The organism is Streptomyces sp. NPDC050535, assembly GCF_044457665.1.
GTDB lineage: Bacteria > Actinomycetota > Actinomycetes > Streptomycetales > Streptomycetaceae > Streptomyces.
On record NZ_JBITHE010000004.1, the window covers coordinates 94,875 to 114,974 of the forward strand.

Annotated in this window: 15 protein-coding genes; 9 read left to right on the plus strand and 6 right to left on the minus strand. The window is 69.8% G+C overall.

Going from position 1 to position 20,100, the window contains the following annotated elements; genetic code table 11:
* Window positions 1-88 precede the first annotated feature (88 nt).
* Entirely contained in the window at window positions 89-1,543 is a 1,455-nt protein-coding gene (locus tag ACIBLC_RS11220; protein ID WP_399210553.1) for a serine hydrolase domain-containing protein, read from the minus strand.
* A 193-nt stretch (window positions 1,544-1,736) separates the two neighbouring features.
* On the opposite strand from ACIBLC_RS11220, the gene ACIBLC_RS11225 reads away from it, so the two are divergent.
* The 3 genes from ACIBLC_RS11225 to ACIBLC_RS11235 all read left to right on the plus strand — a co-directional run bounded on the left by ACIBLC_RS11225 (window position 1,737) and on the right by ACIBLC_RS11235 (window position 8,245).
* Window positions 1,737-5,018 (plus strand): family 78 glycoside hydrolase catalytic domain, encoded by a 3,282-nt coding sequence (locus ACIBLC_RS11225; RefSeq protein ID WP_399210554.1) that lies wholly within the window; start codon window positions 1,737-1,739, stop codon window positions 5,016-5,018.
* A gap of 65 nt (window positions 5,019-5,083) precedes the next feature.
* Entirely contained in the window at window positions 5,084-6,304 is a 1,221-nt protein-coding gene (locus tag ACIBLC_RS11230; protein WP_399210945.1) for a 4-hydroxybenzoate 3-monooxygenase, read from the plus strand.
* Window positions 6,305-6,610: 306 nt separating this feature from the next.
* The gene (locus ACIBLC_RS11235) at window positions 6,611-8,245 is read left to right on the plus strand and encodes a serine/threonine protein kinase (protein ID WP_399210555.1); all 1,635 of its coding nucleotides are present in this window, start codon (window positions 6,611-6,613) and stop codon (window positions 8,243-8,245) included.
* Between the two features lie 26 nt (window positions 8,246-8,271).
* On the opposite strand, the gene tgmB is transcribed toward ACIBLC_RS11235, so the two are convergent.
* Together tgmB and tgmA are read right to left on the minus strand one after the other, a co-directional pair.
* The gene (gene tgmB / locus ACIBLC_RS11240) at window positions 8,272-9,228 is read right to left on the minus strand and encodes an ATP-grasp ribosomal peptide maturase (RefSeq protein ID WP_399210557.1); all 957 of its coding nucleotides are present in this window, start codon (window positions 9,226-9,228) and stop codon (window positions 8,272-8,274) included.
* A 15-nt stretch (window positions 9,229-9,243) separates the two neighbouring features.
* Window positions 9,244-9,435: a putative ATP-grasp-modified RiPP gene (gene tgmA / locus ACIBLC_RS11245; protein WP_266837178.1), complete on the minus strand. Its 192-nt coding sequence runs from the start codon at window positions 9,433-9,435 to the stop codon at window positions 9,244-9,246.
* Window positions 9,436-9,689: 254 nt separating this feature from the next.
* On the opposite strand from tgmA, the gene ACIBLC_RS11250 reads away from it, so the two are divergent.
* Window positions 9,690-10,721 carry a hypothetical protein gene (locus tag ACIBLC_RS11250; RefSeq protein ID WP_399210558.1) on the plus strand — a complete coding sequence of 344 codons (1,032 nt, stop codon included), beginning with the start codon at window positions 9,690-9,692 and terminating at the stop codon, window positions 10,719-10,721.
* A gap of 276 nt (window positions 10,722-10,997) precedes the next feature.
* A complete protein-coding gene (locus ACIBLC_RS11255) occupies window positions 10,998-11,690 on the plus strand; it encodes a DUF2238 domain-containing protein (protein ID WP_399210946.1) in 693 nt (230 codons plus the stop codon).
* An 83-nt stretch (window positions 11,691-11,773) separates the two neighbouring features.
* On the opposite strand, the gene ACIBLC_RS11260 is transcribed toward ACIBLC_RS11255, so the two are convergent.
* Window positions 11,774-12,757, minus strand: a complete 984-nt coding sequence (locus ACIBLC_RS11260; protein WP_399210559.1) for an aldo/keto reductase — start codon at window positions 12,755-12,757, stop codon at window positions 11,774-11,776.
* Window positions 12,758-12,857: 100 nt separating this feature from the next.
* On the opposite strand from ACIBLC_RS11260, the gene ACIBLC_RS11265 reads away from it, so the two are divergent.
* Window positions 12,858-13,028 carry a hypothetical protein gene (locus tag ACIBLC_RS11265; RefSeq protein WP_399210561.1) on the plus strand — a complete coding sequence of 57 codons (171 nt, stop codon included), beginning with the start codon at window positions 12,858-12,860 and terminating at the stop codon, window positions 13,026-13,028.
* A gap of 111 nt (window positions 13,029-13,139) precedes the next feature.
* On the opposite strand, the gene ACIBLC_RS11270 is transcribed toward ACIBLC_RS11265, so the two are convergent.
* On the minus strand, window positions 13,140-13,802 hold the full coding sequence (locus tag ACIBLC_RS11270) for a TMEM175 family protein (protein ID WP_399210562.1): 663 nt from the start codon (window positions 13,800-13,802) through the stop codon (window positions 13,140-13,142).
* 303 nt (window positions 13,803-14,105) lie between these two features.
* Between ACIBLC_RS11270 and ACIBLC_RS11275 the strand changes: the two genes are divergently transcribed.
* The 3 genes from ACIBLC_RS11275 (at window position 14,106) to ACIBLC_RS11285 (ending at window position 19,108) form a co-directional block, all read left to right on the plus strand.
* Entirely contained in the window at window positions 14,106-15,500 is a 1,395-nt protein-coding gene (locus tag ACIBLC_RS11275) for a lectin (RefSeq protein WP_399210563.1), read from the plus strand.
* Between the two features lie 122 nt (window positions 15,501-15,622).
* A complete protein-coding gene (locus ACIBLC_RS11280; protein ID WP_399210947.1) occupies window positions 15,623-17,770 on the plus strand; it encodes an RICIN domain-containing protein in 2,148 nt (715 codons plus the stop codon).
* Between the two features lie 21 nt (window positions 17,771-17,791).
* Window positions 17,792-19,108: a ThuA domain-containing protein gene (locus ACIBLC_RS11285; protein WP_399210564.1), complete on the plus strand. Its 1,317-nt coding sequence runs from the start codon at window positions 17,792-17,794 to the stop codon at window positions 19,106-19,108.
* 77 nt (window positions 19,109-19,185) lie between these two features.
* On the opposite strand, the gene ACIBLC_RS11290 is transcribed toward ACIBLC_RS11285, so the two are convergent.
* Window positions 19,186-20,007, minus strand: a complete 822-nt coding sequence (locus ACIBLC_RS11290; protein WP_399210566.1) for a DUF1206 domain-containing protein — start codon at window positions 20,005-20,007, stop codon at window positions 19,186-19,188.
* Window positions 20,008-20,100: the final 93 nt, after the last annotated feature.

Genomic DNA, 20,100 nt, shown 5'->3' on the forward strand with positions numbered 1-20,100 from the left:
CCGAACGGTGTGAGTTGCCCGGCCGGAACACCGGGCCCCACCCGACCCGCCCGGCGCCTGGCGGACACGGGGACCGCCGCCCCACGGCTCATCCCCGCCGTACGGCATCGCCCTCGCGCGGCGCCCCGAGCCGGCGCAGTCGACCGCCGCGCAGCGGCCTCGTGTGCCACTGGGCCGTAAAGGTGTGGTCGGAGAGCGTGCAGGTCACGGTCAGGCGGTGCGGGGTCTCCAGGAAGATCACGTCGACGCGCAGGGTGTCGGGGGCGGTCCACCCGCCGCTCACCGCCATGGGAACCGGGTCCGAAGCGGTGGCCCAACCGGACCCGTCGAGGCGCAGGTCGAGTCGGTCGGCGCCCTCGGCGAGCGACAGGGACCAGCCGTCCACGCCCGCCGCGACCGTGGCTCCCGTGAGACTCGGCTGTTCCGCGCAGGAGCCGCCCGCGGGGACGAACTCGGCTCCCGCCCAGGTGTCGCCTGCCGTCGGAGGCAGAGCGGGCGCCATGACCGGTTCCAGCGCGAGCCTCGCGAGACGGTCCCCGAGGAGCGCGTCCTCGCGGCCGGGGAGCGGCGCGGAGCCGAACGAGGGCAGCAGGTGCCGCCACACCAGGTTCAGCACCTCCTGCATCTGCTCCGTCGCGGCAGTCGTCACGATCACCGCGTCGTGCTCGGGCAGCACGAGACAGAACTGCCCGTACGCCCCGTCACCGCGGTATCCGTGCCGGGATTTCCAGAACTGGAACCCGTACCCCTGCTGCCAGTCCGACAGCGCGCCCTCGGCCGTACCGTCGGCGTTGGCGACCCGCACACCCGTGGCCTGCGCGATCCACGAGGACGGGAGCAGCCGGCGTCCCTCCCAGACGCCGTCCTGGAGGTACAGCTGGCCGAGGCGCGCGATCGCGTCGGTCGCCGCGTGCAGGCCGCTGAAGCCGATGTCGCGGCCCGCCGGGTGCTGCTGCCAGGCGACCTCGCCGATGCCCAGGGGGTCGAGCAGCCGGGGCCGCAGATATTCGGTCAGCGACAGCCCACTCGTGCGCTGGACGATCGCTGCGAGGGTGTAGGTGGCGGGCTGGTTGTACGTGAACACGGTGCCGGGGTCGCGGTCCGGCGGGGTCAGCAGGAAACCACGTACGGGTTCCGCGCGGTCGAGCCGGAATGCCGCGTCGTAGGTCTCGGCGAGGTGACCACTGGCCATGGACGCGACATGGCGTACGAGCATGGCGCGGCTGCGCGGGTCGGTGATGTCCGCCTCGAACTCGGGGAAGTACGAGATCACCGGGTCGTCCAGGCGCAACAAGCCTTCGGCGGCGGCGAATCCTGCGGCCGTGGAGGTGAAGCTCTTGCTGAGGGAGTAGAGGAGCTGGAGGCGCTCGGGAGCGTACGGTGCCCACCAGCCGGAGGCCACGACATGACCGTGGCGCAGGATCATCAGGCTGTGCGGTTCGATGTCGGGCGCGGACTCGACGGCGTCGAGGAAGGCGTGGATGCCGGACGCCTCGACGCCCTGTTCGGCGGGCGTGCTGACGGGCAGGGGACGGGCGCTCATGCGGGTGGCCTCCGGGCGGCTCGGGAACGGGTTCGGCGCCGGTGACCGTCGCGGACACCCGGCGCCGGCGCCATCCTCTCTCGCCCGGCCCTCCTCTCCACGAGTTGCCTGCACGCCTCTTGAGGCTCAACAGCCGTGCCTCATAGGATCGTTGACAGCCGAATGAAACGTTTCAATCACTGAAGGGCGACACATGGCCAAGGATTGGAACCGCCGCGTCTTCCTGCGCAGCTCCGTCGCCGGAGCGGGCGCGTCCATCGCGCTCGGGTCCGGGGCCCCCGGCACCGCCTCCGCGTCGCCGGGGGCAGACGTCGCCGTCCCGCCCGGGGACGGCCTGCGTGTGGAGCGTACGACCGTCGAGTACGCCGAGACGCTCCTCGGCACCGAGGTCGAACATCCTCGCCTCACCTGGGAGTTGGCCGCCCGGGGACGAGGCGCCCGGCAGTCCGCGTACCGAGTGAGAGTGGCGACCGCCGAGAAGGATCTGGTCCGGGGCCGCCACCTGGTGTGGGACTCGGGCCGGGTCGAGTCGGAGCGAACTGTCGGCGTCGTCTACGCGGGTCCCGCGCTGCGGCCCCGGACCCGATACCACTGGCAGGTCAGGGTCTGGGACGGCAAGGGCCGCCCGTCCGCGTGGAGTGCGCCGCGCTGGTGGGAGACAACGTTGCCAGAGGACGCCTGGCAGGGGTTCTGGATCGGCGCCGCGGCCACACCCGAGCCGCCCGGCCTCGACGGGACGTCCTGGATATGGTCGCCCGGCTCGACCGCCAACTCCGCTCCTGTGGGGCCTCGTTGGTTCCGAGGGGCGGTATCCCTCCCCACAGGTGAGGAGATTCGCAGGGCAACCCTGGTCGCCACGGCCGACGACGACTTCACCCTGTACCTCGACGGCGGGCAGGTGCTGCGGCAGACCGAGCAGACGGACGCCTGGCGCACCGGACATCTCGCCGATGTCACCGAACAGGTGCGTGGGGCAGACGGCGGCCGGATCGTGGTCGCCGCCCTGGCGACCAACCGTGGCAGCGCCTCCGTCAATCCGGGCGGGCTCCTGGTCCGCCTGATCGTCGAGACCGCCTCCGGCGGCACGGTCGAGCTGGTCACGGGAGCGGGATGGCGCTGCGCCGACAGCGAGCAACAGGGCTGGCAGCAGCCCGGGTTCGAGGACACCGACTGGTCCGACGCGGTCGTGCTCGCGCCGTACGGACAGGGCCCCTGGGGCAGCGGTGTGTCGATCGCGGTGCCCGAACAACCCGCTCCCCTGCTGCGCCGCGAGTTCACCCTCCCGAGGAAGGTGGTCCGCGCCCGCCTCCACATCAGCGGGCTCGCCTACTACGACGCCGAGATCAACGGCGTACGCGTCGGCCGGCAGGTGCTCGACCCGGGCTTCACCGACTACGACGAGACGGTGCTGTACGCCGTGCACGACGTCACGGACCAGGTCCGGCGGGGCGTCAACGCGATCGGGGTGACACTCGGCCGCGGCTTCTTCGGCATGACCACACCGAATGTATGGAACTGGCACCGACCGCCCTGGCACGGCGAGCCGCGTTTGCTCGCCCAGTTGGAGGTCGACCACCCGGACGGCTCACGCACCATCGTCGCGACGGACGGGAAGTGGCGGATCACCGAGGGCCCTACGCGCTCCAACTCTCTTTACGCGGGCGAGAGTTATGACGCACGCACGGCACCCACGGGCTGGACGCGCCCCGGATTCGACGACCGGCGCTGGCAGGAGGCACAGCGGCAGGCCGCGCCGAAGGGAACCCTGCACGCGCAGGCGCACGACCCGATCGAGGTCATCGAGACCGTACGCCCGGTCGCCATCACCGAGTTGAGCGAGGGTGTCCACGTCGTCGACATGGGCCGAACGCTGGCGGGCTGGTCCCGGCTGACCGTCCGGGCCGAGGCCGGGACGACGGTTCGCCTGGTGCACGGCGAGAAGCTGAAGTCCGACGGCAGCGTGTCCGCGGAGACCGGGCATGTTCCGGGCCGCTTCCAGACGGACGAGTACGTGTGCGCGGGCGGCGGCGGAGACGAGGTGTGGGAGCCCAGGTTCTCGTACAAGGGCTTCCGCTATGTACAGATCAGCGGACTGCCCGGGAAGCCCGATCCCTCCCAGGTTCTGGGCCGCGTCGTGCATACGCGGGTGACGGCGACCAGCACGTTCGCCTGCTCCGAGCCGTTCTACGAGCAGTTGGAGCGGGCGATGCGGCGCACCCTCCTCAACAACCTGCACGGCATCCCGACGGACACACCGATGTACGAGAAGAACGGCTGGACCGGCGACGCCCAGTTGGGCGCGCCCGTCATGGCGTACGCGTTCGGGGTCCACCGTTTCCTGTCGAAGTGGCTCGGTGACCTGAAGGACAGTCAGAACACCGACGGGCAGCTTCCGGTGATCGTGCCGAGTGGTGGCTGGGGCTACGGTGACCTCGGCCCGTCCCCCGAGTGGACGACCGTTTACCCCTTCCTCGTACGCGAGATGTACCGGGTGTACGGCGACGAGCGGCTGGCCCGTGACCACTGGGAGCCGCTCACCCGCTACCTGGACTGGGAGATCTCACGCCTCAGGGACGGGCTCGCGGTGACCGCTCTCGGCGACTATCTGCCGCCGGGCTACGGCGGAAATCCGCCCGAGGACACCCGGCTGACCGCGACCGCGTATCTGCATCGCGCGCTGACCGGAACGGCCGAACTCGCGGACCTTCTGGGCGACGACGGGGTCGCGACGCGCTACCGCGAGGTCGCGGGCGGTCTGAAGGAGGCGTTCAACACGGCCTTCCTCGGCCCCGACGGGCACTACCGCACCGCGAAGGACCCCGGCTACCGCCAGACGAACAACTGCGTTCCCCTCGCCTTCGGTCTGGTCCCGCCGGGCGCGCGGGCGAGCGTCGTCGACTCGCTCCTCGCCGACATCGAGCAGCGCGGCAACCATCTCAACACCGGGGCGCTGGGCACGAGCGTGCTGCTGCGGGAGCTGTCCGCGCAGGGGCACCCGGAAGTGGCGCACGCGATCGCCACCCAGCGCACGTACCCGAGTTGGGGGTACTGGTTCGACCACGGCGCCGACACCATGTGGGAGATGTGGCCACTCGACTCCCGCTCCCGGGACCACTACTTCCAGGGCACGGTGGTGCAGTGGCTCTACGAGAGCGTGGCGGGGCTGCGTCCCGGCGACGCGGGCTACCGCACCTTCACGGTCCGTCCCGACGGCCGTACGGGCGTGGACTGGGCCCGCACGTCGGTATGCACGGTGCGCGGTGAGGCGACGGCCGCGTGGTCCCTCGTCGGCGGGACGACCCGGCTTTCGGTAGGAGTGCCGGTGGGGGCGACGGCCGAGGTGCATGTACCGGCCGCCGCCCGTTCGGCCGTCAAGGCTCCGGGCGGGGCGGTGTTCGTGCGGTCCGACCGGGGATTCATCGTGTACGAAGTGCCGCACGGGGCCTGGGACTTCGTGGCGCGGGCCGACGGGTAGAGCCTGCTCGGGCGTCCCCCGGGACGGGTCCGGTGCTGACGGAGCACCGTCATAATGTTCGGGTGATCTCCCCCACCCCCAACCCCACCCCTGTTCAGCGTGTCCCCGTCGTCATCGTCGGCGCGGGGCCGGCCGGCCTCACCATCGGCAACATCCTGCGGGCCGCGTCCGTCGACTGCGTGATCCTGGAGACCGAGAGCCGTGAGTTCATCGAACAGCGGCCCCGGGCGGGGTTCATCGAGGAGTGGGCGGTGCGGGCGCTGCGGGAACGGGGCCTGGCCGACCGGCTGGTGGAGCGGGCGCGGGCACACGGCGAGTGCGAGTTCCGGACCGGCGGCCGACGCCACCGGTTCCGGTACGCCGAGTTGACCGGGGACCACCATTTCGTCTACCCGCAGCCGCTGTTGGTGACCGACCTGGTGCGCGAGTACGCGGACGTGCGGGGCGGCGACATCCGTTTCGGCGTACGCGATGTGGCGCTGCACGGCATCGACGGTGACCAGCCGTCGGTGCTCTACACGGACCCCGTGTCGGGTGAACGGCGGCGTATCGACTGCGAGATCATCGCGGGCTGCGACGGCGCGCGCGGTGCGACCCGCACCTACGTGACCCCCGACCGGGGCACCGTCGCCCGGTACGACTACGGGGTCGGCTGGCTGGCGCTCCTCGCCGAGGCGCCGCCGTCCTCGGACTGTGTGGTGTTCGGTGTCCACCCGCGCGGTTTCGCCGCCCATATGGCACGCGGCCCCCAGGTCACCCGCTACTACCTGGAGGTCACGCCGGGCGAGGACCCGGAGAACTGGCCCCACGACCGCGTGTGGTCGGAACTCCACGCCCGGCTGTCGGCGACCGGCGCGCAGCCGCTCACCGAGGGTGCCCTGATCGAGAAGCGGGTCCTCGACATGCACAGCTACGTCGTGGAGCCGATGGCGCATGGGCGGCTGTTCCTGGCGGGCGACTCCGCGCACCTTGTTGCGCCGATAGCCGCGAAGGGCATGAACCTCGCACTCCACGACGCCCTGCTTCTGGCCGACGGGCTCATCGCCTACTTCGGCAGCGGCGACGGCAGCGGACTGCGCGGCTATTCGGCGGCCTGCCTCACACGCGTCTGGGAGTACCAGGAGTTCTCCCAGTGGTTCGCGGAGTTGCTGCACGGACCGTCGTCGGGCGATCCCTTCCGGGCCGGATCCGCGGGCGCCCGGCTGCGGAGGCTCCTCGGATCACCCGGAGCGTCGGCCGCCTTCGCGGACTCCTACATCGGCGTCGGGACGGGTGGGCGGGCGTAGGGAGTTCGGCCCGGCGCACGCCGGCTCCTCGGCGGAAGACGTCGGGGTGATCGACCTCAAGGACGCCGAGGGTGTTCCGAGCGCCGACGGACGGCACCGGACTCCACGTCGTCCGCGTCGAGAACAACCGGGTCTCGGCCGATCCGGGCTGAGTGCCGCCCAGGGCCGAACACCCCCGCGGAAACGGTGAGATGAGGGGCCGCCAGAAATTGGGTCACTTTGAAACCGCCTCGTTTTGAACACCCACCGTCACGCCCTGCGTACTTCCGGGAAAGGTGAGAACCCGGTGCGCAGCGAGGGATGAGCATGGTCAAGGTGCAAGACCCCACGGACGAGTTGGTCGCCGGCAGATATCGTCTCCTGGAGGTCGTCCAGCGGGAAGAGGGCCGCGTCGGCTGGCACGGCCAGGACCTCGAGTTCCAGCGTCCGGTCACCTTGACCCGGACGCGGCTCCCCGACCATCTGCGCGAGCAGGCCCAGCACCGTACCGCCGCCCGGATCCTGCGCGAGTCCGAGCGCATGGAGCTGGTCTGCCCGGGCAAGGTGTCCACCGTCGTCGACGTGATCGAGGACAACGATTTCCTCTGGACGGTCACGGAGCGGCCCGTCGGCGCCCCGCTGAGCGAACTCCTCGGAAGCGGTCCCCTGAACTACTTCCGGGCGGCCCGCATCGGCCTCGGCCTCCTCGATGTCGTCTCCGCGGCCCACCGGCACGGCCAGACGCACGGCGACCTCAGTCCCGGGCAGGTTCACGTGGACGAGCAGGGCGACATCACGGTGAGCGGTTTCGGAATGATGGGGGACACCTGCTCGCCGCGCGTGACCGCGCCGTCGTACGCGTCCCCGGAGCAGGCTCGCGGCGAGATCACCGGACCGGCGGCGGATCTGTGGTCGCTGGGCGCGATCATGTACGCGATGGTCGAGGGCCGGCCGCCCGTCAAGGACCGGGGACGGCTCGACGCCACGCTCCGCGCCGTGGAGCGGCTGCCCATCCGGCCGCCGCAGAACGCCGGAGCGCTCAGCCCCGCCATCAGCGGGCTCCTGCGCCGGGATCCGCACGAACGGGTGCCCGAGCCCGTCGTACGGGAGGCCCTCACGCGCATCCTCAGGCAGGACGACGACGAGGACTCGACACCCACAGCGACCCTGCCTCGGGTCCGGGACACCTACTCCGTGCCCCGGCGCGCGAGGCGTACAAGGGGCGGACGTCGTTTCGGCCGACCGGTTCTGGTGGGTGGGGCGCTGGCCACGACCGTTGTCTGCTTCGCCGTACTCGCCGCGGCGGGCGGGCTGCCCGACGGGGAGACCTCCGCGTCCGGATCCGCCACTCCGCCGGCCGCTTCCGGCGGTCCTTCGCCGGCTCCTTCCAGCAGCCCGTCGGAGAAGCCCACCGGCACGCGCACCGCCCCCGAGGCGACCCTGCCGACGCCCACCCCGACGTCGGCCTCGCCCTCCCCCACCGTCGAGGAGAAGCCGACGGCCGTCTTCTCCACCTACAACTCGCCCGAGGGCTTCTCCATCGACCTCCCCAAGGGGTGGAAGCCCCTGCGGACCGACGAGACCGACGATCTCTCCTACCGCGTCACCTTCGGAGCGAGCGGGGATCCGCGCACGCTGGCCGTCACCTACAGCACCCGGCTCGGCCCTGACCCGGTCGAGATCTGGGCCGATGTGGAGCCTTCACTGCGCGACGACTCCGAGGACTACGAGCGGGTGGGTGACATCCGGGCCGTGGACTACCGCGGCTACGAGGGTGCCGACATGGAGTGGCTCTCCGAGTCCGACGGAGTCAGTGAGCGCACTTTCGGCCGGGGCTTCCTCATCGGTGACGGCCAGGGCTTCTCACTGCGCTGGACGACCCCGGCCGACGACTGGGACGACGACGCCAACCAGAAGGCGCTGGACGTCTTCCTCGAGACCTTCCAGGAGACGTCCGGCTGACCCGGCGAAGTGCCGTGGGGCTCAGCTCATCCGCGCCCCGCGGGGGTGAGGCCATCGGGTCTTCGCTGCGCGAGCCACAAGGCGACCGCCTCGGCGATGGGCTGACCCGTCTCCAGCTCGACGAAGCCGAACTGGCCGCCCTGGTTGCCCTCCAGGAACCACCAGAGCCCGTCCTTGTCCTCGGCGAAGTCGAAGGCCGCGTAGGCGAGTCCGGTGGAGGTCAGGTACTCACGGACGGCCCGGGCGATACTGCCGGGCACCGGGACGGGCTCCCAGGCGTGCCCGGTATCGCCGAAACGTCCGTCGATCTGCTCGGGCTCCGCGGTCTTGCGGGCGCCGAACAGGCGCGAGCCGATAGAGGTGAGCCGGATGTCGGCACGCTTGGGGATGTACTGCTGGAGCAGCGCGGGCCCGGCCGCGACGCCGGAGAAGTCCGCGCCGGGTCCGATCAGTGTGGTCGGCAGGGCCACCGGAGGATCGCCGGGCGGAGGCCCCGAGGCCGACTTCACGACGACGTCGCGATACTGCTCGACGAACTGCTGGGCGACCTTCGGCGCGGTCGTGATGATGGTGGGCGGCACCGCGAAGCCGCTGGTGTGCGCTATGCGCAACTGCCAGGGCTTGTGCCGGGCCTGCTCGGCACTGCGCGGGTGGTTCATCCAACGGGTCGAGGCGGAGTAGAGCATCCCGAACAGGGCCTGCCGGGTCTCGGCGGTGAGCCACGGCGAGGGATCGGGGGCGTGCGCCGCCGGCTCGCCCGGCCTGCGCACCCATACGGAGCGCAGGCCTCCCATGCTGAGGACATGGCCGTTGACCGACAGATAGCCGTCGAAGTCCCCGTGGGCGTAGTCGGCGGACAGCACCGCCTTGCCGGGCACGTCGGCGGGGTCCAGGCGCACCATGGGCACGCCCTGTTCATGCAGTTTGGCCACCACCATGTCGGCGGTGACGTCCTGCTCGGCTGTGAGAATGAGTACCGTCATGCGCGCGGGCTGCCGTCAGTCGTCGAAGTGCGTCTGGGAGCCCGCGGTGGAAGTCGTGGTTCCGGAGGCCAGCAGGAGCGCACGATCACTGACGGCCGGGCGGCCGTCGGGCAATACGTTGAGTTGGAGTGACACATCGAAGTGGTACGCGGCTGTCACAGCCGATTGCCCTGTAGGCAGGGCGTAGTTGAGTGTGAACGGTCGCACGAAAGATCCTCCCGCGGTCTCACGATGCTCTACGCCCACCCGTACGTCCCACGACCGTAAGGAATTCATCACTTTCCGCCACATCGGGGTGAAGGTCATCACATCGTGTCGATTCTGGCTTGCTCGTTTCGGTTCTACTTGTGTGTCCGCTTGTTTCCGTTTTACTCGTGGCTCTGCTTGCTTCGGGGCTGAAGCTTCGGCCAAAGCTTCATCCTCAGTGATGTAAACGCCGTACTTACCCAGGAGAGTTCCCGGTGACCGTAGCCATTGCTCCGTCCGAAGAATCCGCCGCGCGCCCCGACGCTCCGGACCCCGAAGTCTCGCGTGACGCACGGGACTTCGGCGCCTACGCGCGCACCGGCGGCTGGACCTTCGCCCTCAAGGTGGCGCGCAGCGTGCGCCCCGGCGGGCAGTCCGCGGAGGAGACGCCGAAGGTCTCCGCCAAGGAGTTCGCCGAGTTGGCCGGATGCTCACCCGAGCGCGTCATGCGTTATTACAGAGCGTGGGACAAGGCGGCCGACGACGGGCTCGTCCCGCTCTTCGAGGCGCTGGCCCCGGGTGAGGACATCGAGCTGCCGGACGCCGACGTGTGGCACACGTACTACGTAGCCCGCTCCAGCGCTTCCTCCGAGCGCGGCACAGCCATCGCGGAGGCCGCGCAGGCCGAGGGCATCCGGCCCACCAAGGCCCTTGAGGTCGCCGAGAACCCCACCGCGCTGCGGGCCGCGATCCTCGCCGACCCCTCGACCGCCCAGGCCGCACGGCACGCACTCCTGGACCGGCTGAAGGAGGACCCGGCGCTCCAGACCGAGCTGGCCCGCGACATCGCCCGCACCGACGACCTCAAGAAGGCCGTCGCCACCGAGAGCAGGGCCGCCGACCGGATCGGCTATGTGCGCCAGATCGCGGAGAAGGGCCAGATCAAGACACCGGCCGGGCAGACCCTGGACGCGCCCGCCGAACTGCGCTCGGAGGCGGAGCGTCACCTCTCCCTCCTCGACGAGCTGGAGGAGGGAGAGGACACCGGCGAGTGGGCGGCCGAGGCGTACGACACCATGAAGAACATGGTGGTCGAAACCGTGCAGGCCGACCCCGAACTGCGCGTCCAGGAGCGCCGGACGAAGTTCTACAGCAGCCTCCAGAAGGCCACGAAGGTGTTCGAGGAGCTCACCTTCGACGACGCCGACGACATCTACGAGGACGACATGGTGCAGCAACTGGAGGAGCTCCAGCAGGCGATCGGCACCTGTATCGCGGCTCTTCGGGGCGCGGCTCCCAAGGAGTGACCCCGTGACTACGGCCCTGCGGGAACGGACTGTTCCCGCAGGGCCACGGGAGCACTCGGGCAAGTCTGCCGGGCCGGTCGCCCGCTGGGTGTTGGGCTCTTCGGCGTGAACGCGCCGCGGATTCGGACGGCACGCGAGCCCCTCCGCGAAGTGCCGCCCGCGAAGTGAGTAGCCGTACTCATGTCCCCGGTCGCGGGCTCCATCAGCATGGGGTCACCTGGACCAAGGAGACCGCAGATGCCCGGACTTCGCCCCGCCTCGCTCGTTCGTCGCCCGATGACCGAGGACTCGCCGACACCCGGCGGCCCGACCCCGGAGCGCGCCCCGCGGAGGATTCTCCCGGTCGCGCTCCTCGTGGTCGTGGTCGCGGGTCTGGCCGTCTCCGCCTGGAACCCGTACGACCGGATGACCTGGTTCCTGGAGACCGTGTGGATACTGATCGGGCTGCCGTCGGCCGTCCTGTACAGACGGCGGTTTCCGTTCACGAGTCTGCTGTACTGCCTGCTGGCGGCGCACGCCCTGGTGCTCGCCCTGGGCGGGCACTACACCTACGCGCAGGTGCCGTTGGGCGACTGGGTGCGGGACTGGCTGGGGCTCGACCGCAATCCCTACGACCGGTTCGGACACCTCATGCAGGGCTTCGTGCCCGCCATCCTGGTGCGCGAACTGCTGAGCCGGACCTCACCGCTGCGAGGCAGTCGCTGGCTGGCGCCGCTGACCGTGTGCGCGTGTCTCGCCTTCAGCGCGGTCTTCGAGATGTTCGAGTGGGCGGCCGCGGTGATCGGCGGAAGCGCCGCGGACGACTTCCTGGCCACCCAGGGGGATGTGTGGGACACCCAGTGGGACATGTTCTGCGCGCTGATCGGAGCGACCGTCTCGGTGCTGCTGCTGAGCCGGCTGCACGACAGGCAGTTGCGAGGGCTCGCGGGGGTGGGGGCAACGGTGGCTCGCTCCCCCGGTGAGCGATAGGCAAGCGGCCACCGACTGTCACCTGCCGTCGGCGCGCCGCCCCGCCTGGAGCACCGCCCTACGGCCCGGCTCCGCCCCGACGACTACCAGCGGCCGTCCACCTGCTCCTTGATCCGCCGCTCGTAGAGGTCCTCGACCGCGTCGAGGGTCTGCCGCGACAGTTCGGGCAGGTTCGCCGCCGTCGCGTTGGCGCGGGCCTGCTCCGGGGAGCGGGCGCCCGGGATCACCGAGGTCACTCCGGGCTGCTGAATGATCCAGCGCAGCGCCAGCTGTGCCGGGGTGAAGCCTTCCGGGGCGAGGTCGGAGAACTCGGCCGCCGCCTCCACGCCGGTCACGAAGTCGACGCCGGAGAAGGTCTCGCCCTGGTCGAAGGACTCGCCGTGGCGGTTGAACGTACGGTGGTCGTTCGCCGCGAAGACCGTGTCCTTGGTGTACTTGCCGGACAGCAGGCCGGAGGCGAGCGGAACACGGGCGATGACGGCGACGCCCGCCGCCTCGGCCGCCGGGAGGACCTGTCGCAGGGGCTTCATGCGGAACGGGTTGAAGATGATCTGGACGCTCGCCACGTTGGGGCGGGCGATCGCCGTCAGTGCCTCCTCGCACGTCTCGACGCTCACGCCGTACGCGGCGATCCGCTCCTCCTCGACCAGGGTGTCCAGGGCGTCGAACACCTCGTCCGAGGAGTAGACCGGCGTCGGCGGACAGTGCAGCTGCACCAGGTCGAGGCGGTCCACGCCGAGGTTGCGGCGCGAGCGGTCGTTCCAGGCGCGGAAGTTGTCGAGGACGTAGTTCTCCGGGATCTGGTCGACGCGGCGGCCCATCTTGGTGCCGACCAGGACGTGCAGGTCCGGCCTGCCGGTCAGGAAGGTCGCGATCGTCTGCTCGCTCCGTCCGTCGCCGTACACGTCGGCCGTGTCGAAGAAGGTCACCCCCGACTCGGCCGCCGCCTCCAGTACGGCCAGGGCGTCCTGGTCACTCACATCGCCCCAGTCCGCGCCCAACTGCCACGTGCCGAGACCGATGACCGAAGCCTGCTGACCTGACCTGCCGAATACGCGCTCATCCATGCCGTCAGTCTGACATCCCCCTGGCCACAGCCAGGACTCCACCCGCCCGGCACCGTCTGTGCGGAAGCAAAGAGTCCCCTGTGAGCGGGCTCCACTCGAGGTGGTCCAGGGCCGTGCCGAGGCGGCCGCAGATCTGCCCGGGTTCCCCGAAGCGGTCGACGTCCACCGGTCGGCGTACCGCGACTGGGCCAGGGAGATCACCGCCGCCGGGCTGTGGGCCTGTGCGCGCCCCCGCGAGCCGGGCTGGGCCTGTTCGGACGAAGCCGCGTAGTCCGATCAGGAGTGCCGGGCTCCTTCGAGGACGGCGCAGGCCCGGACCGGGAGCGGGCGGCAGCCGTGCTGGATCGGCTCGACCCGCACGGGGTGTACGACGACGCCCTTCTCAGGCAGTGGTTCCCGTGACTCCCGGCGCCTGCTGGTCGGGCGTCTTCGAGCCCCGGAGCAGCCTGTGGGCGGGGACCGCCAGAAGCCACCAGTACTTGGCGGCGGTGGGCGAGGCGAAGGCCACCGGAATCGAGGTGGCGAAGACGCCGAGCGTCGACAGACTGCGCCGGAGGGAGTCCTTGACGCGGCCGGGCGCCGTGTCCGTCACTGCGAGGGACGGCTGCGCGAGCAGGCGGGCGGCCATCGCGGCGAGCAGTCCGGTGGCGAGTGCGATCGTCGCGGCGTAGAACGCGGTGGCCGCGGTCGTCCCGCCGTACTCACTGATGAGCCGCGAGGGGAACGGGAGCGCGGCGACCACCGCGAGCAGGGCGAGATAGAGGCTTAGCAGCCGGAGGTCGAGCGTCGCGACCAGGCGGAACAACGCGTGCTGGGCCAGCCAGAGCGCGCCGATCACGGCGAAACTCAGCAGGTACGCGCCCATCTTGGGTAGGGCGTCCCGCAACGCCGCACCGACCTCGGCATGGGCGAGTCCTTCGGGCACGGTGACGTCGAGGGCCAGCAGCGTGATGGCGATCGCGAACACCGCGTCGCCGAAGAAGAGGAGCCGTTCCGGACCGATCACGGTTTCGCGGCGCGGGAGTTGAGACGTGCGGTTGTTCATGGGGGGGGGGCAGCACCACTGGGGGTCGCGGGTGGGTGAGCTGACGTGAACGAGGCAGAGTCGCGCCCCGGCGCGAGGTGACCTCGATGAGGTCATGAAATACCACGAGCGACGGTGCATCCTTCAACTCCTTGCGCGTCAACTCCACTTGCCCCCCTTATTTCACATCTTGATTTTAGGTCTTGACGTGTCTGGACCAGACCAATAGGTTCACCGATCACCAGCGCTCCATGAATGCGCTCAGCGTTCACGGACGTGAACCCCCCACTGATCAGCCACCTTTGAAGGGCTGTGATCCCCGTGATGCCCGGACGATCCCTTGTGCACTCCACCGCGCTACGCGCCACTCTGACCACCGCGGTACTGGCCCTCTCGGCCAGTGCCCTCAGCGCCTCCTCCGCCGCAGCCGCCACCGGAACCATCACCGGCCTCGGAGGCAAGTGCCTCGACGTGGCCGGTGCGAGCTCCGCGAACGGCACGGCCGTACAGCTCTACGACTGCAACGGCACCGCCGCCCAGCAGTGGACCGTCGGCTCCGACGGGACCATCCGCGCCCTGGGCAAGTGCCTTGACGTCACCGGCAATTCGACCGCGAACGGAGCCAGGCTCCAGCTCTGGGACTGTGCCGGCGGCGCGAACCAGAAGTGGACGGTCTCCGCGGCCCGCGACCTCGTCGGCACGCAGTCCAACAAGTGCGCCGACGTGGTGGGCAGTGCCTCGGCCAACGGCACCCCCGTCCAGATCTGGACCTGTACCGGCGCCACCAACCAGAAGTGGACCGCGCCCGCCGCCGGCGGAGGCACGACCCCGCCCCCCACCTCCGCGCCGATGGCCGTCGCGCCGTACCTCTACAACGGCTGGGGCAATCCCCCGAGCCCGGCCACGGTCATGAACGCCACCGGCGTCAAGTGGTTCACCCTCGCGTTCGTCCTCAGCAACGGCTACTGCAACCCGCAGTGGGACGGCGGCCGTGCGCTGACCGGCGGGGTCGACCAGACGACCGTGAACACCGTGCGGGCCAACGGCGGCGACGTCATCCCGTCGTTCGGCGGCTACAGCGGCAACAAGCTGGAGAGTTCCTGCTCGACCGCCGGTGAGCTGGCGGCGGCGTACCAGAAGGTCATCAACGCCTACGCGCTCAAGGCCATCGACATCGACATCGAGGCGGACGCCTACAGCAACGGGACGGTGCAGCAACGCACCGTGGACGCGCTCAAGACCGTCAAGGCCAACAACCCGGGCATCAAGGTGTACGTCACCATCGGCACCGGGCAGAGCGGTCCCGACACGAGCCTGATCAACCGGGCCGCGTCGTCCGGACTCACCGTGGACGGCTGGACGATCATGCCGTTCGACTTCGGCGGAGCCGGCCAGAACATGGGCACGCTCACCGTGCAGGCGGCCGAGGGTCTCAAGACGGCGCTCAAGAACGCGTACGGCTACACCGACGACCAGGCGTACCGGGGCATGGGCATCTCGTCCATGAACGGGATCACCGACGTCAACGAGACGGTCACGCCCGCCAACTTCGAGACCATCCTCAGCTACGCGCAGCAGCACCACCTCGCACGGCTGACGTTCTGGTCCGTCAACCGCGACCGTCCGTGCGCCGGCAGCTACCCCAACGACGACACGTGCTCCGGCGTGGCCCAGACCGCCTGGCAGTTCACCAGCATCCTCGCCAGGTACACCGGCTGACGGACGCCGTCCGCCCCCGCTCCCTCTTCCACCCCCCACCCTCCTCAGGAGAAGTCGTGCTCAGACGCAGCACAGAGTCCGGCCGGCGCCGGATACCGAGACTCGTGATCGCGGTCGCCCTGATGGCGAGCACGGTGACCGGAATCGCGGTCGCCTCGCAGGACGAGGCCGTCGCGGCGGTCGCCGCGCTGCCCACCGGGATGGCCACCGTGGTCAACGCGGGCAGCGGCAAGTGCCTGGACGCCAGGTCCGCCGCGACGGCGAACGGCACCGCGGTGCAGCAGTACACCTGCAACAGTTCGACGGCCCAGCAGTGGAGTCTCACCACCACCAGCGACGGCTACGTGCGGATCAACAACGGCAACAACGTCAACCAGGCCGTCGACGTGAGCGATGTGTCCACCGCCGACAACGCACTCGTCCACCTGTGGGCCTACGGCGGCGGCACCAACCAGCAGTGGCTGCCCGTCGACGAGGGCGGCGGCAACCACCACTTCGTCAACCGCAACAGCGGCAAGTGCCTCGACGTCCCCAGCGCCTCGACCGCGGACAGTGTGCAGCTGGTCCAGTACACCTGCAACGGGTCGGCGGCCCAGCGGTTCCAGGTGGCGGCCGTGACCCAGCCGCCGTCCAACGGGGTCGACCTCGGCCCGAACGTGGTCGTGTTCGACCCGTCGATGTCGGCCTCAGCCATCCAGACCCGGCTGAACTCGATCTTCCAGCAGCAGCAGACCAACCAGTTCGGCTCCCAGCGCTACTCCGTGCTGTTCAAGCCGGGCACCTACAGCGCCGACGTCAACGTCGGTTTCTACACTCAGGTCCTAGGCCTGGGCCTGTCCCCGGACTCGGTGACGATCAACGGCGCGGTGCACGCGGAGGCCGACTGGTTCCAGGGCAACGCCACCCAGAACTTCTGGCGCGGCGCCGAGAACCTCTCGGTCAACCCGACCAGCGGCACCGACCGTTGGGCCGTTTCCCAGGCCTCGTCCTACCGGCGTATGCACGTGCGCGGCAACCTCGCCCTGGACGACGGCGGCTGGTCCAGCGGCGGTTACATGGCCGACACCAAGATCGACGGCCAGGTGAACTCCGGCAGCCAGCAGCAGTGGCTGACGCGCAACTCGCAGCTCGGCAGCTGGACCGGCTCCAACTGGAACATGGTCTTCGTCGGCAGCCAGGGCGTGCCGGCGACCAGCTTCCCCAGCCCGCCGTACACCACGGTGGCGCAGAGCCCGGTCACGCGTGAGAAGCCGTTCCTGTACGTCGACAGCGCCGGCAACTACCAGGTGTTCGTGCCGAGCACGCGGACGAACTCCACGGGGACCAGCTGGGCGAGCGGCAGCGCCTCCGGGAGTTCGCTCCCGATCGACCAGTTCTTCATCGTCAAGCCCGGCGCGACCGCCTCGCAGATCAACGCCGCGTTGGCCGCGGGCAAGAACCTCCTGGTCACTCCCGGGGTCTACCACCTGGACCAGACCCTCCAGGTGAACCGCGCGGACACGGTCGTCCTGGGCCTCGGCCTCGCCACCTTCATCCCGGACAACGGCGTCACCGCGATGAAGGTCGCCGACGTCGACGGGGTCAAGATCGCGGGCGTCCTCTTCGACGCCGGAACGACCAACTCGCAGACGCTGGTCGAGGTCGGTCCGACCGGCTCTTCCGCCTCGCACTCCGCCAACCCGACGTCACTGCACGACGTGTACTTCCGCGTCGGCGGCGCGGCCGTCGGCAAGGCGACCACCAGCCTGGTCGTCAACAGCGACAACGTCATCGGCGACCACATGTGGATCTGGCGCGCCGACCACGGCACCGGCGTCGGCTGGAACACCAACACCGCCGACACCGGGCTCATCGTCAACGGCGACAACGTGACGATGTACGGGCTGTTCGTCGAGCACTACCAGAAGTACCAGACGATCTGGAACGGCAACGGCGGCCGCACGTACTTCTACCAGAACGAGATGCCGTACGACCCGCCCAACCAGGCCGCCTGGATGAACGGCGGCACGCAGGGCTACGCCGCCTACAAGGTCGCCGACTCCGTCACCAGCCATCAGGCCTGGGGCCTGGGCAGTTACTGCTACTTCAACGTCAACCCGGCCGTCGCCGCGGAGCGCGCCTACGAGGTGCCGGGCAACGGCGGTACGCGACTGACGAACATGGTGACCGTCTCGCTGGGCGGCGTGGGCACGATCCGGCATGTCGCCAACAACAGCGGCGGGCCGTCCAACTCCTCCACCAATGTCGCCAACCTCGTCAGCTACCCCTGACACGTACGGAAGGGATCGTCCATGCACATCAGCAGATCCGGTCCGGCTCGTGCGGCCCTGAGAGTCCTGCTCCTGCTCCTGCTGGCGACGATGCTCGGTCTGGCGGCGCCACCCGCCGCCCAGGCGAGCACCGCGGCCCAGGCGTCCACCGCGGCGGCACCGTTCAAGGTGCTCGCCCTCTACAGCGGCACCTGGGACGCCGCGCACATCGACTTCGTCAAGGACGCGAACGACTGGTTCCCCAAGCAGGCCGCGGCGAACGGCTTCACCTACACGTCGAGCAACAACTGGGACCTGCTCGCCAACGGCGGCGTCAACGCGTACCAGGTCGTCCTGTTCCTCGACGACCTGCCGCAGACCTCCGCCCAACGGTCGGGGTTCGAGACGTACATGCGGGGTGGCGGCGCCTGGCTCGGCTTCCATGTCTCGGCCTTCACGACCAACGCGTCGGCCTGGTCGTGGTACCACAACACGTTCCTCGGCAGCGGTAACTTCGCGACCAACACCTGGGGCCCGACGACGTCGGTCCTGCAGGTCGAGGACCGTACGCACGCGTCCAGCAAGAACCTGCCGGCCACCTTCACCTCGTCGGTCAGCGAGTGGTACAGCTGGTCCAACGACCTGCGGCAGAACCCGAACATCAAGATCCTGGCGTCGGTCGATCCCAGCAGCTTCCCGCTGGGCACAGATCCCAACCAGAGCTGGTACAGCGGCTATTACCCGATCCTGTGGACCAACACCCAGTACAAGATGCTGTACGCGAACTTCGGCCACAACGCGATGAACTACACGACCAACACGCGGCTGTCGTCGACGTTCGCGAGCGCGACGCAGAACCAGTTCGTGCTGGACGGCCTGAAGTGGCTGGGCGGGGGCGACTCCACGACCCCGCCGACGGACTCGATATCGGAGACTGCCTGGTACTCGCTGTCGAACGCCGGCAACGGCACCTGTGTGGACGCCCGTTCGGCCGCCACGGCGAACGGGACCGCGATCCAGCAGTACGCCTGCAACGGCACGCAGGCGCAGCAGTTCCAGTTCCGCTCGACGGACAGCGGGTACCGGCAGGCCGCCATCCGCAGCAATCCGCAGCAGGCCATCGACGTGACCGGCGTCTCGACCGCCGACAACGCGCCGCTCCAGCTGTGGAGTTACTCGGGCGGCCAGAACCAGCAGTGGCTTCCGGTGAAGGAGAGCACCGGGCGCTACCACTTCACGGCGCGCCACAGCGGCAAGTGCCTGACCGCGGCCGGCGCGGCGACGAACAGCGTGCAGCTCACCCAGCGCACCTGTGACGGCTCCACCGCGCAGACCTTCACGCTCACCGCACAGCCCTGACCTCGCCGGTCATGAGGGTGCCCCCGCCGCGATCCAGCGGCGGGGGCACCCTCATGACCGGGGGCGTTGAGCCTCCCTCACACCTTCCGCCACCGTGCCATCGCCCAGGAGAACGCCCCGAACAGGACGAGGCCCGCGGCGACGAGGCCCAGCAGCCAGGGGCCCATCGGGGTTTCGGTGAAGGACCGGAGTGTGTCGTCCATGCCCTTGGCCTTGTCGGGCTCGTAGTCGATGGCGGCCCGGACGGCGAAGACTCCCGCCGCCGCGAACACCGCGCCGCGCGCCACTCCGCCGGCCACTCCCGCGACATCGACCGCGCGGCGCGCGCGCTGTGACATCTCACTGAGCTTGAGGTGCTTGCGGTACTTGCGCATCACGGCCCGTACGGCGATCCAGACGCCCGCCGCGGCCAGGCCCACTCCGGCGGCGCCCACTATCCACTGGCCCGCCGGTACGTCCAGCACCTTCGCCGTGACGTCCCGGGACTGATCGTCGCTGGAGCCCGATCCGCCCGAGCCCGCGGCGAAGGAGAGGACGGAGTAGGCGACGAAGCCGTAGAAGACAAAGCGCGCGGCGGACATCAGTCGTTTCTTCGCCTTGCGCCCGTCGGGGCCGGCCGCGCCGAAGAGTGCCTCGGACAGCCGCCACAGCGCCATTCCGACGAGTCCGGCGCCGAGCGCCCACAACATGACGGCCCCGAAGGGCTTCGTGGAGATCTCCTCCAGCGCGCCGCTCCGGTCCGCCTCGCGCCCACCACTGTCTCCGAAGGCGATCCGCAGGGCCAGCAGACCGACGAGTGCGTAGATCACACCGCGTGCGACCAGTCCGGCCCTGGCCGCACCCTCCCGCGCCGTGCCCGTCGCCGCCTTACGCGCACGGAACCGACCCTTCCGGACCATCGCACCGTTACTCATCTGAGAAATCCGCCTTCGAGCAGGCAACTTGTGGTGTTGCGCGGGTTACCCGAAAGGCGTTTTTGAAACGGAGACCAC

Excerpts from the sequence above, each read along its gene's own strand:
- ACIBLC_RS11220 (WP_399210553.1), bottom strand. The coding sequence starts at position 1,543 with ATGAGCGCCCGTCCCCTGCCCGTCAGCACGCCCGCCGAACAGGGCGTC.
- ACIBLC_RS11225 (WP_399210554.1), top strand. The coding sequence starts at position 1,737 with ATGGCCAAGGATTGGAACCGCCGCGTCTTCCTGCGCAGCTCCGTCGCC.
- ACIBLC_RS11235 (WP_399210555.1), top strand. The coding sequence starts at position 6,611 with ATGGTCAAGGTGCAAGACCCCACGGACGAGTTGGTCGCCGGCAGATAT.
- tgmB (WP_399210557.1), bottom strand. The coding sequence starts at position 9,228 with ATGACGGTACTCATTCTCACAGCCGAGCAGGACGTCACCGCCGACATG.
- ACIBLC_RS11255 (WP_399210946.1), top strand. The coding sequence starts at position 10,998 with ATGACCGAGGACTCGCCGACACCCGGCGGCCCGACCCCGGAGCGCGCC.
- ACIBLC_RS11260 (WP_399210559.1), bottom strand. The coding sequence starts at position 12,757 with ATGGATGAGCGCGTATTCGGCAGGTCAGGTCAGCAGGCTTCGGTCATC.
- ACIBLC_RS11270 (WP_399210562.1), bottom strand. The coding sequence starts at position 13,802 with ATGAACAACCGCACGTCTCAACTCCCGCGCCGCGAAACCGTGATCGGT.
- ACIBLC_RS11275 (WP_399210563.1), top strand. The coding sequence starts at position 14,106 with ATGCCCGGACGATCCCTTGTGCACTCCACCGCGCTACGCGCCACTCTG.
- ACIBLC_RS11280 (WP_399210947.1), top strand. The coding sequence starts at position 15,623 with ATGGCGAGCACGGTGACCGGAATCGCGGTCGCCTCGCAGGACGAGGCC.
- ACIBLC_RS11285 (WP_399210564.1), top strand. The coding sequence starts at position 17,792 with ATGCACATCAGCAGATCCGGTCCGGCTCGTGCGGCCCTGAGAGTCCTG.
- ACIBLC_RS11290 (WP_399210566.1), bottom strand. The coding sequence starts at position 20,007 with ATGGTCCGGAAGGGTCGGTTCCGTGCGCGTAAGGCGGCGACGGGCACG.